Source organism: Thioalkalivibrio sp. ALE17 (assembly GCF_000425605.1).
GTDB lineage: Bacteria > Pseudomonadota > Gammaproteobacteria > Ectothiorhodospirales > Ectothiorhodospiraceae > Thioalkalivibrio.
The window spans coordinates 77,182-92,269 of record NZ_AUDT01000007.1 but is presented as its reverse complement, the minus strand read 5'-3'; the positions used below and the strand labels follow the sequence as shown (position 1 = coordinate 92,269).

The following is a 15,088-nucleotide window of genomic DNA, read 5'->3' as shown; positions in this document are numbered from 1 at the left end:
TTACCGGACGACCGACTCCGTCCGACACAGGCACTGCGGAGAAGAGCATGCTCATTTTGACTCGACGTGTGGGCGAGACCCTCATGATCGGCGAGGATGTGTCCGTCACCGTCCTGGGGGTCAAGGGCAATCAGGTCCGCATCGGCATCAACGCGCCCCAGGACGTCGCGGTCCATCGCGAGGAGATCTTTCAGCGCATCCAGCGCGAATCGAACGTCGCCGGCGGTGACGGCGGCGGGGAGAACTCCGGTGGCGGTGGTAGTACCGGGGCCGGGGGTGTGGCCGCAGGCGCACGCGACGACTGAACCCTCGGCAGGCAATGTCAGGGCCCGGAGGCGGATCACCGCCTGCGGGCCTTTCATTTGGCCGCCCAAGAACGTATCCTGTGCCGCGTTTCCGGAGAGTTGGCCGAGCGGTCGAAGGCGCTCCCCTGCTAAGGGAGTATGGGTCAAAAGCCCATCGAGGGTTCGAATCCCTCACTCTCCGCCAAATACCGCAAAGGGGCCCAAGTGGCCCCTTTCGCACGTCTGGCCCCCGAGGGTTCCGGGATTCGAACCCGAGATATGAGAACGATGGTTCGACCGGTGGCGCGCAGCGACACCGGAACGCCGCAGCGCAGCGAAGGCGGCCCGAAGGGCGACCGGCGCAGCCGGGCGTAATCCTCACTCTCCGCCAAATCCTGTGAAGGGGCCCAAGTGGCCCCTTTTGCACGTCTGGCCCCCGAGGTTTCCGGGATTCGAACCCGAGATATGAGAACGATGGTTCGACCATTGGCGCCCTGCGGCGCCAGCACGCCGGAGGGCGGGCGGCGGAGCCGGCCGTCACCCCCTTACTCTCTATATTCCCCGGCGACGAGGTCCGCGCGGCGCTGTTCGCATTTCGACTGCGGGGGTATCCCTTCGGTCCGGGTTCAGGAGGGGGCGGGGCGGCCGAGATCGAGGCGGGGCCAGTCGCGCGGCAGGGATTCCGGGGCGTGGGTCACGAGCAGGCACTGGCGCTGGTTCAGCCACGGGCCGATGCGGGACAGGACGCGCTCGAGGGTCCTCGGGTCGAGGCCGGCGAAGGGTTCATCGAGCAGGACGACGGGACGGTCCTGAAGGAGGATCGCCGCCAGGGCGAGCCGGCGCCGCTGGCCGCCGGAGAGGTACGAGCCAGCTTCGCCGATGCGGTAGTCCAGACCTTCTTCCGTGCCACGCACGGCGTTCGCCAGATCCACCTGCTCCAGAGCCTCCCACAGGGCCGCATCGCTGAGAGGCGTGTGACGCGGCTCCAGGATGTCGCGGAGGGTGGTGTCCGGCAGTTGCAGCCCCTGAGGCAGGTAGCTGAGATGGCGGTACCGGGTGTCGGCCGAGATTCGATCGAGATCGTCGCCGCCAAGCGCGATGCGCCCGGTCAGGGGCGGCAGTTCGCCGGCGAGGGTGTCCAGCAGCGTGCTCTTGCCGCGCCCGCTGGTCCCGCTGATCACCAGCGGACGGCCGCGCGCGGGGGCGAGGTCCAGGGGGCCGAGCAGCGGGCGTTCGCGGTGAAAGCCGATGGTCAGGCCGTGGGCCTGCAGCACGGGGGCGTGGCCGGCAGGGGCCGGGCGTGCGGCCCCTGCCGGGGCCTGCCCGATTGCATCGAGATGTTGCACGCGCCCGGCGGCCTTCAGGCTCTCGCCGGCACGCCACCACGCCCCGGGCAGGCTGCCGAGGACCTCGCCCAATCCCAGGGTCATCAGCGGCAGCAGTACCGCCACAGGCGCGCTCAGGGTCCCGTCGCGGTACCAGCCCAGGGCGAGGACCAGCATCAGCAGCGCGGATGCGCCGACCACGGCCTGCACGGCCTGTTCGGACCCGACGCCAAATGTCTCCTGGGCGCGTTGCTGGCGCGCGTAGGTCGCGTTCTCGCGGCGCAGCGAGGCCTCGTGTCCGCGCGCGCGGTCGTAGGCCAGAAGCTCGGCCAGGCCGCCAATGTAGTCGAACAGCCCGATGCGTTCGCGCGCCCGGGCCTGCACCAGCGCGTGGCTGCGGCGCTGCCCGGCCAGTGCAAGCAGCGCGGAGACGGCAAGTGTTGCAAGACCGGAGACGGCGAGCACGGCCGCGGCGGGCCAGGGCGCCAGCCAGATGGCGATGACCAGCGTGACCACGAGGCTGATGGCTGCGGCGACCATCGGTCCGACCACCCGCAGGGGCATCCCATCGAGGGTGTCGATGTCGCTGGTCAGGCGGGTCTGCAGGTCGCCACTGCGGTAGGCGCGAACGCGTGCCATGGGCAGTGCGGCGAGCCCGCGGAAGCTGTGGCCGCGCAGATCGGCCAGGCTGCGCAGCACCGCCTCGTGACTGACCAGACGCTCGAAATAGCGTGCCAAGGTGCGGCTGATCGCGGCGGTACGGATGCCACCGGACGGTACGTAGAGGTCCAGGGTGGCCAGAAGTCCGGCGCCGGCCAGCGCGGTCGCGGTGATAAACCAGCCGGACAGCGCCAGCAGGGCGATCCCGGCGATCCAGGTCAATGCCAGCAGGCCCCAGGCGCCCCAGTACCAGACGCGGCGCCGGCGGAAGACGCGGTGCAGAAAGGCGAGGTTGGCGCGGGTTTCGTCACGCATGGGGTGTCTCCGGCGTGACCGGCGCCAGCTCCAGCTGTTGCGGGCAGCGCCGGTGGATGGCGGCATGATGGCTCGCGATCACCAGCGTCAGGCCACGGGTGTCGGCCAGCCGGAACAGCGTGTCCAGGAGTGCCTCTTCGGTCTTCACGTCGAGCGCGCTGGTCGGTTCGTCGAGCAGCCAGAGGCGGTGCCCGGAGAGCAGTGCGCGCGCGACGGCGACCCGCTGGGCCTGGCCGCCGGAGAGGCCGTGCCGGGCCTCGCCGATGGCGGTGTCCAGGCCGTCGGGGAGCTCGGGCGCGTCGAGGGGTAACCCGGCCTGTTCCAGTGCCGTGGCCATCTCTGCATCGGGGATCATTGCGTGGCGGGCCAGCTGCAGGTTTTCGCGCAGGCTACCGTGGAACAGATGGGCATCCTGGTCGATCCAGGCGAAATGGCGGGCCCGGGCATGGCGTTGAATGCGGCCCTCGGTGGGGGGCAGAAAGCCGGCACATACCGCCAGAAGGGTGGATTTTCCGCTGCCACTGGGGCCGGTCAGTGCGAGATGCGCCCCCGCTTGAATCTCGAGGTCGAGATGCTTGAGGACCGGTGTGCGCTGACCCGGGTAGTGCACCATCACATCCTCGAGTTTCAGCAAGGGGTCGGTCTCGTCCCCGCCGGTGACCTCGGTGACCGCGGCTGAAGCCTCGGCCCCGTTGGGCGAAGCAAGCGCGGGAGCGAGGCTCTCGGCGGCGGCCAGCGCACCGGCGCGGTCATGGTAGCTCTGGGCGAACTGGCGCAGGGGCAGGAAATACTCCGGCGCCAGCAGCAGGATGAACAACCCGGTGAACAGGGTGATGTCCCCGGCCGGGCCATAGTCGATGGCGCCGAACAGGGCGAAGCCGATGTAGATCGCGACCATGCCGATCGCGACCGCGCTGAAGAACTCCATGATCGCCGAGGACAGGAATGCGACCCGGAGGGTGCGCATGGTCAGGCGGCGTTGCTGGTGGCTGCGCTCGACGACCTCGATCTCGGTGGCCGTGATGGCGCGGGCCCGGCGCAGCCAGTCCAGGCTGCGGATGCGGTCGAGGAAGTGCCCCGCCAGACGGTTGGCCTCCTCTTGCTGACGCCGGTGGATCTGTTCCGCACCCATGCCGACGATCGCCATGAACGCCGGAATCAGCGGGGCGGCGAGCAGCAACAGCAGGGCGGCGAGCCAGTCCAGCCAGAAGGCCGCGGCCAGAATGGCCAGTGGCGTCAGGATGACCGCCTGGCGGGCCGGCAGGTAACGCGCATAGTAGCCGGTCAGGTCATCCACCCGCGTCTGGAACTGCTCCGCCCAGGCGCCCGCGGTCGTCTGTCCGGCCAGGCGCGCGGGCCCGGCATGCCGGACCTGTTGCAGGAGATCGGTGCGTAGCTGCTGCTTGACCGCAAAGGCGAGGCGGTGTCCCGCCAGGTCGCGCAGGGCCTGGGCGGCATAGCGCAGACCGAGCAAGGCGAGGCCGCCCAGCAGGATGCCCGGCAGGTACGGGGGGGCGGCGGCGAACAGCGTGCCGTGCACCGCCCAGGCCACGAGCCCCGCCAGCGCAATGGTCGCCAGCGTGGCCACCAGCGTGCTGGCGGCACTGAGCACCAGCCAGTGGCGGTGTGGCCGTTGCCGTGCGCGCAGCCATGGCCCCGGCGCGGCACGGTGGTCCGGCGGCGGGGCGCCTGTTTCGCCCGGTTGCGGCATTGACTAGCGCAGGTAGCGCCCGCGCAGCATGTTGAAGTACAGCGGCTTAATCATATGCACCTTCAGGCGCCACCACATCCAGCTGGGTTCCCCCTGGTCGAGGAAGCTGAAGGTCGGCACCTCCTGCAGGGTGTAATCGAATTCCACCAGCGCGGCCTTGCCCACTTCGGTGATCAGCGGGCAGGAGGTGTAGCCGTCGAACTGCCGCGACGGTTCGCGATCCTGGATCACGTCCACCAGGTTGTCCGGCATCACCGCGCCATGCGAGCGCACGGTGGAGGCGGTCTTGCCGATCGCGGTCGCGACCACGTCGCCGGCGCCGAAGATGTTCGGGTAATCCGTATGCTGCAGCGTGCGGTCATCCACCGCCAGCCAGCCTCCGGCCGCCAGGGGACCGTCCTCCACCGCCAGCCCGGCGTCGCGAACAAAGTCGTGCGCGCGCATCGGCGGGGTCACGTGAAGATAGTCGTAGTCAACGGTCTCGCGCCCGCCGTCGCGGGTCTCGAACTGGGCCTGGCGGGCGGCGACATCCACCGCCACCAGGGCGCCGCCGTCGTTCACGCTCACGCCGCGTTCGGCATACAGGTCGCGCACCAGGTGGTCGAAGCGCTGCACGCTGAACAGGGTGTCCGATCCCGTGTGATAGTGGAAATCGGCCCCGTTACGCTGGCCGGCCGAGCGCAACAGGTCATCGGCGATGAAGGTCGCCTTGATCGGCGCACCGGCACACTTGATCGGTGTATTGGGGATGGTGAAACGCGCGACCCCGCCGTTCTCGCCGAACGCATGGATCTGTTCGTAGGCATCACGCGCGGCCTCGGCGCTGGCATACAGGCTGGTCAGGCCGGGACGCCCGATATCCTCGCGGCGCAACCCTTCGATGGCTTCAAAGTCCAGGTGCAGCCCGGTGGCGACCACCAGGAAGTCGTAGTCCAGCCGGTCGCCGTCGGTCGTCTCGACCCGTTGCGATTCGGGATCGATGGCCGCCACCGCGGAGCGCACCCAGTCGACGCCGCGCGGGATATAGCGTTCATTGCGGCGCTGGACCTCGCCCACGGAATAAACGCCCGCGGCCACCAGGGTCCAGCCGGGCTGGTAATGATGGATCTCGCTGGGCTCGACGATGGTGATGCGTGCGCCGTCAAGCAGGTCGCGCAGGCGGGCGGCCATGGTCATGCCGGCGGCCCCGCCACCGAGCACCACGATGCGCGCCTGGCTGGAGACCGCCGCGCGGGCCGGGGCGGCCTGCACGCCAGTCGCCGACACCAGGCCGGCGGCACCGGCGATCTTCAGGAAATCGCGCCGGGACAGTCCTCGCAAGGTCTCCCGGGCCTGCCGGGCCAGGGCCTGGTCAATCTCGGGGTGCTTCGGGTCTTCGGGCTGATGCATGGCTCTCTCCGCGTATCCGTCTGCCGCTCCGGGGACCGGGCGGGCCAGTTCTGAGGGTCGCGCCGTCTGCCGGGCGCTTCGTGTGACGGAATGCTTACAAGTTGCATGCCAACACCGGCAGACCGCCCCGTCGGGGCCTGGGCGCCCGTGCTGGCGGTGACGGCCTGCCATAAATGGCAGTCCCCTGTAGCCCGGCTGCCAAAAATGGCAGAACCGGGGCGGCGTTGGCGGGCGTTGGCCAGGCGCCAAGACACGGACCAGTCGCCTGCAGCGCGCCGCCGGGGTCCGGACCGGAACTCTGGCACGGTACTTGTTAGGGGTTCATCGATACGTCATCCCGGCGTGCCCCTGATAACGGAGGAAAGGCCATGGAGCTCGACCCCATACTACTCTCGCGAATCCAGTTCGCGTTCGTGGTTTCGTTTCACGCGATCTTCCCGGTGTTCACGATCGGGCTGGCTTCGTTTATCGCGTTTCTGGAATTTCGCGCCTGGAAGACCGGTGACACGATCTATACCCAGATCTCGAAGTTCTGGATCAAGATCTTCGCGGTGGTCTTCGGTATGGGCGTGGTCTCCGGCCTGGTGATGTCGTTCCAGTTCGGAACCAACTGGAGTGCGTTCTCCTATGCCACGGCCAATTTCCTCGGGCCGGTGCTGTCCTACGAGGTGCTCACCGCATTCTTCCTGGAGGCGGCGTTCCTGGGCGTGCTGCTGTTCGGGCGTGACCGGGTGCCGCAGGGCGTGCACCTGTTCTCGGCCCTGATGGTCGCGCTGGGCACCTTCATCTCGTCGTTCTGGATCCTGGTGGCCAACAGCTGGATGCAGACACCGGTCGGCTTCGAGCTGCAGGACGGGGTGTTCCATGTCACGTCCTGGATCACGGCGATCTTCAACCCGAGTTTCTGGCCGCGCTTCTTCCACATGGGGCTGGCCTCTCTGCTTACCGCCGGCTTCGTGGTCGCCGGGGTCTCCGCCTGGTACCTGCTGCGCCAGCGCGACGTGGTGATGAACCGCAAGGCCCTGGGCACCACCATGTGGGTGCTGCTGTTCGCGGCACCGGCGCAGCTGGTGGTCGGTGATATCCACGGCCTCAACACCTTCGAGCATCAGCCGACCAAGGTGGCGGCGATGGAAGGCGTGTGGGAGACCGAGCGCGGGGCGCCGCTGCTCTTGTTCGCGATCCCGGACTCGGCCAACGAGACCAATCACTTCGAGATCGGTATCCCGAAGATGGCGAGCTTCATCCTCACCCACGAGATGGACGGGGAAGTGCCTGGCCTGCTGGAGGTTCCGGCCGAGGAACGTCCGCCGGTGGGCATCACCTTCTGGTCGTTCCGCGTGATGGTGGCGATTGGCATGGTGATGATCCTGTTCGCGCTGGCGGGTGCCTGGCTGCGCTTCCGCCGCCGGATGTATGCCTCGCCGCTGTTCCTCAAGGGGCTGGCCTGGATGATCCCGGCGCCGTTCCTGGCGGTGGTCGCGGGCTGGTTCGTGACCGAGACCGGGCGCGCGCCCTGGCTGGTCTACGGCGTGATGAATCATGCCGAGGGCATTACCCCGGCCCTGACCGGTGGCATGGCCCTGTTCACCCTGATCGGCTATGTGGCGGTCTACGCGGCGGTGTTCACCGGGGGCGTCTACTACCTGGTGCGCATCGTGCGTCAGGGCCCGGAACCGGCCGATGCCGTGCATGCGCCGGCGCACGCCAAGCGTCCGCTGTCGGCCGCTGACACCTTCGTCGATGACGCCGCGGTCAGCGGTGCAAGGAGCTAAGTGATGGAAACCACGATCGATATCACGCTGATCTGGGTCGTCATCATTGCCGTGGGCGTGATCGCCTACGTGCTGATGGACGGGTTCGACCTCGGGGTGGGGATCCTCTTCCCCTTCGCCCCGGGGGAGACCTCGCGCGACGTGATGATGAACTCCGTCGCCCCGGTGTGGGACGGCAACGAGACCTGGCTGATCCTCGGCGGCGCGGGCCTGCTGGCCGCCTTCCCGCTGGTGTACTCGGTGTTCCTGCCGGCGCTTTATATCGGGGTCTTCCTGATGCTGGCGGGGCTGATCTTCCGCGGCGTGGCCTTCGAGTTCCGCTTCAAGGCGCACCGCTCCAAGGGCCTGTGGAACGCCGCCTTCGCGGTCGGCTCGGCGGTGGCGGCCTTCGCCCAGGGCGCGGTAGTGGGTGCCTATATCCAGGGCTTCGAGATGGACGGCTTCAGCTTCGCCGGCGGTCCGCTCGACTGGCTGACGCCGTTCACCGTCCTCACCGGCATCGGGCTGCTGGCGGGCTATGCCCTGCTGGGCGCGACCTGGCTGATTGTGAAGACCGAGGGTGATACCCAGGCCTTTGCCTATCGGGTGGCGCCCTGGATGCTGGCGGTCGTGCTGCTGGTGTTCGGCGCGGTGAGCCTGATTACCCCGTTCATCGACCCGAAGGTGATGGAGCGCTGGATGGGGACCTGGCAGTACCTCTGGGTGCTCCCGGCGCTGGCGCTGTTCTCCGCCTGGGTCCTGATCCGCGCGGTGCGCCGGCGAGATGAAGGGATCCCGTTCGTCGCCACGATTGCCCTGTTCATCACCACCTACCTGGGACTGCTGGTGAGCAAGTGGCCGTACGTGGTGCCGCCGGACTACACCTTCTGGGATGCCGCCTCCTCGCCGGATGCGCAGCTGTTCATTCTGGTGGGGGCGTTGTTCGTGATCCCGATCATCCTGGGCTACACCGCCTGGACCTACTGGGTCTTCCGCGGAAAGGTGACCCCGGAGACCGGGTATCACTAGGCGGGAGCGTCCGGCGCGTGCCACAGGGCCGTTCGGGAATGCGCGAGTCCGCCATTCAGGACACCCATCCTCGCGGCTGCAGGGAGCCGGCAGCGGGGCAGGGTCCGGATGGCGGGCCGTCAGGTCACCAGTAAGGGGTGATGCCATGGTGTTGAACATCGCTCGGCTGAACGTGTCTATGGGACAGCGTGACGGCGTCGGTTCCGGCGTCGGATACGCCTTCCAGGACCCCTTGTTGCGAGGCGACGTGACCAGCATCCCGAAGAAGGAGACGGCACCCCTGGACCCCCACGTGGGGACCCTGCGCCAGGTGCTGGAGGTATTTCGTGAACCGGCCATCCTGCTGTCCCCGGATTATCGGATCCTGGCGGCCAATGGCGCCTACCAGCGCATCTACGGGACTGATCGCGATGGCTCCGGTCGCACCTGCTTCGAGGCCTCCCATGGCTTCCGCCGCCCCTGCGACGAGGCGGGGGAGTCCTGCCCCCTGCGGGCCGCGCTGGGCAGTGGCCACCGCGAACGCGTGCTGCACGTGCATCACACCGAGGCCGGGCGCGAGCACGTGGACGTCGAGTTGCTGCCGATCCGGGATGCTGACGGGGAGATCCGTTACCTGATCGAACGCCTGCATCACCTGCCGGTGTCTGCGCCACAGGCGGGCAGCGGCGGGCTGGTCGGTCGCTCCAGGGCCTTCAATGCCATGCTGGGGATGATCAGCCGGGTGGCGCCGAGTAATGCGTCGGCCCTCCTGCTTGGCGAGTCCGGCACGGGCAAGGAACTCATCGCCCGCGCGATTCACGAGGCGAGTCCGCGGCACAAGTCGCCGTTCGTGCCCGTGGAATGTTCGGGGCTGACCGAAACCCTGTTCGAAAGCGAGCTGTTCGGCCACGAGCGCGGTGCCTTTACCGGCGCCGCGTCGGCCAAGGCCGGGCTGGTCGAGGCGTCAGCCGGGGGCACCCTGTTCCTGGACGAGGTGGGGGATATCCCGCTGAGCCAGCAGGTCAAGCTGCTGCGGCTGCTGGAGACCCATGCCTATCGCCGGGTCGGAGGCGTCGAGTCGCGGCGGGCGGATTTCCGCCTGGTCTGCGCGACCCACCGCGACCTCGAGTCCATGGTGCGTGCCGGCGAGTTTCGCGAGGACCTCTACTACCGCATCAACACCTTTCCGATCGAGGTGCCCCCGCTGCGCGAGCGGGTGGAGGACATCCCGTTGCTGCTGGAGGCCCTTGGCGAGCGCCTGGATCTGGTCGTGCCACCGCGCCTGGAAGACGAGACGCTGAGAGTTCTCGAGCAGTATTCCTTCCCCGGCAATGTGCGCGAGCTGCGCAACATCCTCGAGCGCGCGGCCTTGCTGGCAGACGGCGAGGCGATCCGTCCGGAACACCTGCCGGACCGCGTGCGGCAAGGCGGTCCGTCCCCGGTCGGGGCCAGGACTGGCGGACTGGAAGGGTTGCTGCACCCGCAGTCACTGCGCCCGCTGGACGAGATCGAGCGCGAGTACCTGCGGCACGCGGCTGCGGTGTACCCCGGGGACCGCCGTGCGCTGGCAAGGACCCTCGGGATCAGCGAGCGCAGCCTGTACCGCCGTCTGAGCCAGCTGGAGGGCGACGCCGACGAGCAAGACTGAAAGTGCCCGGGCGGGTCGGGTAACGCGTCTCGCCCGGGTTTAAACGACGTCCGCGTGGGCGGTCGGACGTCCGGCCACTGCCTGTCACAAGGGACGGGAGTGGTGAGATACCGCCATAAGCATCAGTAAAACACGATATTCCAATACAGCTTAAAGACCGGAGTCTCTGATGAAAAAGACCGCAATGACCCTCTCCCTGTCCGCCGCCCTACTGGCGACCCCGATGCTGGCCGCTGCCGAGCCCCTTTCGTTTGGCGAGCAACAGACCATCCGCTCCATGGCCAGTGCCGGGGTCGGGCAGGCCATCGTCAACCAGATGGGCGCCGGTTCGATGGCCGTGATCAATAATCCGTCACCCATCTGTGGTGCCCTGGCGGGTGGCCTGGGCGCATCCATGCTCTCGGCCGATCCGCGGGCGGGCTTCCAGATCGCGACGCTGCGCTCCGGCGAGGATGCCGCCGCCGCGGTGCATGTGACCGCGGACAAGGACGTGGCCTACCTGGCGCTGGGGGGCGAGCTGGATCGCGATGAGAACGTGGCGCTGGCCCACGCCTACCTGCAGGAGCTCGCCGCCTCGGAGTGGGACGGCACCCTGGTGCTGCACATCTCCTCGTGGATGCAGAAGCAGGTCCAGGCTGTCGCGGAGGCCGACGAAGCGGTGGCTGACTATCTGGAAGGGCTCCGCATGGTGGCGCTCCAGCCCGACCTGGAGGCGGGTCAGGCGGTGATGCTGGGCGTGAACTTCGATGGCGACGGCTTCACGACCGAGGAGATGGGTCGTCAGGACATGCGTGAAGACCTGGTGGACTTGTTCCGTCGCATGTAGGCCCGTGGTCAGCGGGCTGGGGCAGGGGCCGTCTTGCCTGGCCCGCTTTAGTGAAAAACTATCGTTGCGTTAAGAAATAAGTAATTCACTATATTCGGGTCGACAGATAAAGTAAGACGTACATGGAGGCACGACCCCATGAACGACCCGATCAAACTTTCAAAGCAAGGAGTACATCATGGCACTGCGTTTGGGCGATACCGCACCGAATTTCCAGATTGACACCACCAAGGGCAAGATCGACTTCCACGAATGGATTGGCGACTCCTGGTGCTTCTTCTTCAGCCACCCGGCCGACTTCACCCCGGTGTGCACCACCGAGATGGGCCGTACCGCGCAGCTGGCCAAGCAGTTCGCGGACCGCAACACCAAGCCGCTCGGGCTGTCGACCGACACGGTCGAGGAGCACAACAAGTGGATCGAGGACGTCAACGACACCCAGAACACCACGCTGGAGTTCCCGATCGTCGCCGACGCCGACAAGAAGATCTCGGAGCTCTACGAGATGATTCACCCGGGCGAGAGCGAGACCGCCGCCGTACGCTCGGTCTACATCATCGACCCGAACAAGAAGATCCGGCTGATGATGACCTACCCGATGTCGGTGGGCCGCAACTTCGACGAGATCCTGCGCGTGATCGATGCGCTGCAGACCGGTGACCAGCACGGCATCGCGACGCCGGCCGACTGGACCCCGGGTGCTCGCGTGATCATCCCGCCGACGGTCAGCAACGAAGATGCGCAGAAGAAGTTCCCGCAGGGCTTCGAGGAGATCCGCTCCTACCTGCGCTACACCCAGGTCTAAGCGATCGGGCGACGATCGCACCGGCCGCTAACGCCGGAACGCTCTGGAGAGTGGAGGGCCCCGCAAAGGGGCCCTTTTTATGTTTGGGTACAGCGCCCGCTGAGGTGAATCGCTGGCCTTTTCCGGTGAGCCGGGGCTAGCCCCAACCCTGCAGGAGCGCGCTCGCGCGCGAAGCCCCCGCCAGCGCCGGTGGCGGGCAACACCTGGCGGCGCCACCCGCTCGGTTGGCGGTGGGGCCTACCGCCCCAGCCCCGTCAGACGGCTGGGTTCGAGGATCTCGATCCAGTAGCCGTCGAGGTCCTTCACGAAGGCGATGTCCTTCAGGCCGCCCTCGTCCGGGCGCTTCACGAATTCAACATTGTTCTGGTCGAACCAGCGCACGGCCGCGTCCAGATCCGGGACCGAAAAGCAGATGTGGCCGAAGCCCTGCGGCTCTTCGTTGCCGTCGTGGTAGTGGAAGCCGGCGTCCTTCTCGGTGCCGTAGTTGTAGGTCAGCTCCAGGATGCCGCGCTGGCTGAACATCCAGCGGGTGGCCTCGCCGGCGTCCTTGGGCGGCTGCGGTTCGTCCTCGCCGATCTGCGCCAGGAAGTAGAGCGTGAACTCGAACTCCGGGAAATCCAGCGTCTTCACCAGCTGCATGCCGAACACGCGCTGGTAGAAGTCCAGCGCCTTCTGCGGATCCTTCACGCGCAGCATGGTGTGGTTGAAGCGAAAGCCGGCCGTGGGATTGTCGCTCATGGTGCGTCCTTGTAGTCCGTAAGAGGGTACTCCGGAGACTGGAACACGGCCGGACGGGTTCCCTCAAGTGCCGCCGTCACGCCTCGGGCCCCGGTTCCGTCACTGCGAGGAGGCAAAGCCGACGCGGCAGTCTGCTGGGGGTATCCCGACGCCGGGGGATGCGTCGGGCGATTGCTTCGCGGCGCTCGCAATGACCGGATGTTGGAGCGCTCGGGAATACCCCCCTCGGTCACTGCGAGAAGGCAAAGCCGACGTGGCAGTCTGCTGGGGCTATCCCGACGCCGGGGGCTGCATTGGGAGATTGCTTCGCGGTGCTCGCAATGACGGGATGGTGAATTGGCCGGGGAACCAAATGCCCGTCACTGCGAGGAGGCGCAGCCGACGTGGCAGTCGGTCGGGGTTGCCTCGACGATGGAAGTCCCCGGGAGATCGCTTCGCGGTGCTCGCGATGACGATCTGTTGAGAGGCGCCGGATCGGTTTCGCCTACTGTCGGCAGAAGGGCCAGACCTGGTAGAAGCGGCGGCAGCGGAACTCGGATTCGCAGCTCGCCAGCTGGGACTCGTAGCGGTCGGCCCGCTGGGCGACCTGGCGCGCCGCGGCCCGCACCTGCGGCTTGTTCTGATAACTGCCACGGCTGTAGCCGCCCTGACCCTCGTGGTAGGCGAGGTAGAGGTGCTCCGCGTTGTGCAGCGGTACGCCGGTCATGCGCCGGGTGCGATCGTTGTACCAGCCGATGAAGTCGGTGGCGTGTTTCATGTGCGTGCGCCGCGCGAAGCGACTGCCGGCATCCTCCCGGTATTCGCCCCAGACCGGATCCTGCGCCTGGGCGTAGCCCCGCGCGGAGGATGGCCGGCTCCACGGGATGAAGCCCAGCAGCCGCTCGCGGTCGGGGCGCACGTGGCTGCGGAACGAGGACTCCTGCTGGATGAACGACATCTGCGTGGCGATGGGCGTGCCCCATTCGCGTTCGGAATCACGCGCGTAGTCGTACCAGCGTGGCTGCTCGCGGAAGATCTCGCAGATATTGCTCTGGTCCTGGGGTGGCGATGGCGCCAGCGTCGCACAGCCCGCCGTGATCACGGCCAGCGCCAGCAGCAGGCCCGCGCGCAGCCCGTTGAGCGCCATGGCCCGCCATTCCTCCTGATCTGCCTTGCCCACCCGAATCTCCCGCTCGGTTCCCCTAATGGCCGGGAGTATAAAGCACCCGCAACGGGGGCCAAGGGTGCGCCGGCTGACGTGCCCGGTTTCGGAGGCTGCCCCGGCCCCTGCGGGCGCCTCGCAGTGTCGGGCATACGGGTTCCCGGTTGCTCCACCATCCCGTCATTGCGAGCGCCGCGAAGCAATCGCCCGACGCAGCCCCCGGCGCCGGAATACCCCCAGCAGACTGCCACGTCGGCTGCGCCTCCTCGCAGTGACGGGGGCGGGGGCGAGCGGGGAGGGAGCTCTGTGGAGGGAGCGGGGGGGTGTGGCAGTGGCGTGTGGGAGCGGGCTTGCCCGCGAAGCCCCTGCCCGCGTCGGAACTTGGTAAAAGCCATTCGCGGGCAAGCCCGCTCCCACAAAGAGCATGGGCGACACTGTTGTTATGCGGCGGTGTTCCAGCCGGGGTCGAGGGGGCTCAGGGTCGGGTCGGTGCGCCACGGGCCGGGTTCGACGGGTTCGTTCGCGATGTCACGGATGCGGGCGATGAACTCGCGGCGGGGCAGGGTCACGGCCCCCAGGTTGAGAAGATGGGCGGTCTCCATCTGCACATCCACCAGGGGCCAGCCCCAGGCGACCAGGTGGCGGCTGAGCCAGGCGAGCGCGATCTTGGAGGCGTCGCGCTCGCGCGAGAACATGGACTCGCCGCAGAACAGCCGCCCCACGGCCACGCCATAGAGCCCGCCGATCAGGCGCGGACCGTCCCAGACCTCCACCGAGTGTGCGTGCCCCGTGCGGTGCAGGGCGATGTAGGCCTGCTGCATGCTGGCGGTGATCCACGTCCCGTCGGCGTAGTCGCGCGGCGCGGCGCAGGCCTCGATCACGGCCTCGAAGGCGCGATCGAAGCTGACCGTGTAGCCACGGTTGCGGATCGCCTTCTTCAGGCTGCGGTGCAGGCGGAAGTGGCCCGGCTCCAGCACCGCGCGCGGGTCCGGGCTCCACCACAGGATCGGCTGCCCGGCCTCGAACCAGGGGAAGATCCCGGATCGGTAGGCATTCAGCAGACGTGGCACGGACAGATCGCCCCCGGCCGCGAGCAGGCCGTTGGGCTCGGCCAGGGCATGCGCCGGGTCCGGGAACGGGGCCTCCGGGTGCTCCGGATCCAGCCAGGGCAGGGTGATCTGCGGGCTGGAGTTCATGGGGCGCTTCCGTGCATGCCCCGAGATTGGAGGCCCGGGTTTTGTAGGAGCCTGCTTGCAGGCGAAGGGCCAGTGGCGGCGCCCCGCGCGGGCAGGGGCTTCGCGGGCGAGCCCGCTCCCACGAAGATCGTCTCTGCGGGGCGAACCGGGCCCCGGTTGTATGCCAAGCCTTGTAGGAGCCGAGCCCTCTCGGCGATTGCGGCATTGGCTACGCCCCATCGGCCAGAGGGCTGGCCTCCTACGGGTTGGGTCCGGCGTGCGGGGTGTTGTAGGAGCGCAGCCCCCTGC

Annotated in this window: 12 protein-coding genes and 1 tRNA gene; 7 read left to right on the top strand and 6 right to left on the bottom strand. The window is 67.9% G+C overall.

The genetic code is table 11. The features are described 5' to 3' along the window. The first annotated feature begins 47 nt into the window (after nt 1–47). On the top strand, nt 48–305 hold the full coding sequence (csrA, locus tag H609_RS0106530) for a carbon storage regulator CsrA (protein ID WP_026279180.1): 258 nt from the start codon (nt 48–50) through the stop codon (nt 303–305). Between the two features lie 93 nt (nt 306–398). After that, nucleotides 399–489: transfer RNA gene (locus tag H609_RS0106525), tRNA-Ser, on the top strand. Nucleotides 490–910: 421 nt separating this feature from the next. Here H609_RS0106525 and cydC read toward each other — a convergent pair. The 3 genes from cydC to H609_RS0106510 form a co-directional block, all read right to left on the bottom strand. Then, nucleotides 911–2,584, bottom strand: coding sequence for a thiol reductant ABC exporter subunit CydC (gene cydC, locus H609_RS0106520; protein WP_028484593.1), 1,674 nt, complete (start codon nt 2,582–2,584; stop codon nt 911–913). After that, nucleotides 2,577–4,196, bottom strand: a complete 1,620-nt coding sequence (gene cydD, locus H609_RS0106515) for a thiol reductant ABC exporter subunit CydD (protein ID WP_018881080.1) — start codon at nt 4,194–4,196, stop codon at nt 2,577–2,579. Before cydD ends, cydC begins: the two co-directional genes overlap by 8 nt. 102 nt (nt 4,197–4,298) lie before the next feature. Continuing rightward, complete coding sequence (locus H609_RS0106510; protein ID WP_028484592.1) at nt 4,299–5,684, bottom strand: NAD(P)/FAD-dependent oxidoreductase; 1,386 nt, start codon at nt 5,682–5,684, stop codon at nt 4,299–4,301. A 368-nt stretch (nt 5,685–6,052) separates the two neighbouring features. Between H609_RS0106510 and H609_RS0106505 the strand changes: the two genes are divergently transcribed. From H609_RS0106505 to H609_RS0106485, 5 genes are all read left to right on the top strand, one after another. After that, on the top strand, nt 6,053–7,459 hold the full coding sequence (locus H609_RS0106505; RefSeq protein ID WP_018866038.1) for a cytochrome ubiquinol oxidase subunit I: 1,407 nt from the start codon (nt 6,053–6,055) through the stop codon (nt 7,457–7,459). Nucleotides 7,460–7,462: 3 nt separating this feature from the next. Beyond that, a complete protein-coding gene (gene cydB / locus H609_RS0106500) occupies nt 7,463–8,467 on the top strand; it encodes a cytochrome d ubiquinol oxidase subunit II (RefSeq protein WP_018876313.1) in 1,005 nt (334 codons plus the stop codon). Nucleotides 8,468–8,612: 145 nt separating this feature from the next. Further along, the gene (locus tag H609_RS0106495) at nt 8,613–10,094 is read left to right on the top strand and encodes a sigma-54-dependent Fis family transcriptional regulator (RefSeq protein WP_028484591.1); all 1,482 of its coding nucleotides are present in this window, start codon (nt 8,613–8,615) and stop codon (nt 10,092–10,094) included. Between the two features lie 169 nt (nt 10,095–10,263). After that, nucleotides 10,264–10,920 carry a hypothetical protein gene (locus H609_RS0106490; protein ID WP_018876315.1) on the top strand — a complete coding sequence of 219 codons (657 nt, stop codon included), beginning with the start codon at nt 10,264–10,266 and terminating at the stop codon, nt 10,918–10,920. Between the two features lie 178 nt (nt 10,921–11,098). After that, nucleotides 11,099–11,725: a peroxiredoxin gene (locus H609_RS0106485; RefSeq protein ID WP_018866042.1), complete on the top strand. Its 627-nt coding sequence runs from the start codon at nt 11,099–11,101 to the stop codon at nt 11,723–11,725. A 237-nt stretch (nt 11,726–11,962) separates the two neighbouring features. On the opposite strand, the gene gloA is transcribed toward H609_RS0106485, so the two are convergent. From gloA to aat, 3 genes are all read right to left on the bottom strand, one after another. Continuing rightward, nucleotides 11,963–12,463, bottom strand: a complete 501-nt coding sequence (gloA, locus tag H609_RS0106480; protein ID WP_018866043.1) for a lactoylglutathione lyase — start codon at nt 12,461–12,463, stop codon at nt 11,963–11,965. A gap of 484 nt (nt 12,464–12,947) precedes the next feature. Continuing rightward, the gene (locus H609_RS0106475) at nt 12,948–13,622 is read right to left on the bottom strand and encodes a hypothetical protein (RefSeq protein WP_028484590.1); all 675 of its coding nucleotides are present in this window, start codon (nt 13,620–13,622) and stop codon (nt 12,948–12,950) included. A gap of 422 nt (nt 13,623–14,044) precedes the next feature. Beyond that, nucleotides 14,045–14,800 (bottom strand): leucyl/phenylalanyl-tRNA--protein transferase, encoded by a 756-nt coding sequence (gene aat, locus H609_RS0106470; protein ID WP_028484589.1) that lies wholly within the window; start codon nt 14,798–14,800, stop codon nt 14,045–14,047. Nucleotides 14,801–15,088 lie beyond the last annotated feature (288 nt).

What these genes read in the sequence shown, in the direction of transcription:
- H609_RS0106490 (WP_018876315.1), top strand. Translation starts at nt 10,264, where the DNA reads ATGAAAAAGACCGCAATGACCCTCTCCCTGTCCGCCGCCCTACTGGCG.
- H609_RS0106510 (WP_028484592.1), bottom strand. Translation starts at nt 5,684, where the DNA reads ATGCATCAGCCCGAAGACCCGAAGCACCCCGAGATTGACCAGGCCCTG.
- H609_RS0106505 (WP_018866038.1), top strand. Translation starts at nt 6,053, where the DNA reads ATGGAGCTCGACCCCATACTACTCTCGCGAATCCAGTTCGCGTTCGTG.
- cydB (WP_018876313.1), top strand. Translation starts at nt 7,463, where the DNA reads ATGGAAACCACGATCGATATCACGCTGATCTGGGTCGTCATCATTGCC.
- csrA (WP_026279180.1), top strand. Translation starts at nt 48, where the DNA reads ATGCTCATTTTGACTCGACGTGTGGGCGAGACCCTCATGATCGGCGAG.
- H609_RS0106485 (WP_018866042.1), top strand. Translation starts at nt 11,099, where the DNA reads ATGGCACTGCGTTTGGGCGATACCGCACCGAATTTCCAGATTGACACC.
- gloA (WP_018866043.1), bottom strand. Translation starts at nt 12,463, where the DNA reads ATGAGCGACAATCCCACGGCCGGCTTTCGCTTCAACCACACCATGCTG.
- cydC (WP_028484593.1), bottom strand. Translation starts at nt 2,584, where the DNA reads ATGCGTGACGAAACCCGCGCCAACCTCGCCTTTCTGCACCGCGTCTTC.
- H609_RS0106495 (WP_028484591.1), top strand. Translation starts at nt 8,613, where the DNA reads ATGGTGTTGAACATCGCTCGGCTGAACGTGTCTATGGGACAGCGTGAC.
- aat (WP_028484589.1), bottom strand. Translation starts at nt 14,800, where the DNA reads ATGAACTCCAGCCCGCAGATCACCCTGCCCTGGCTGGATCCGGAGCAC.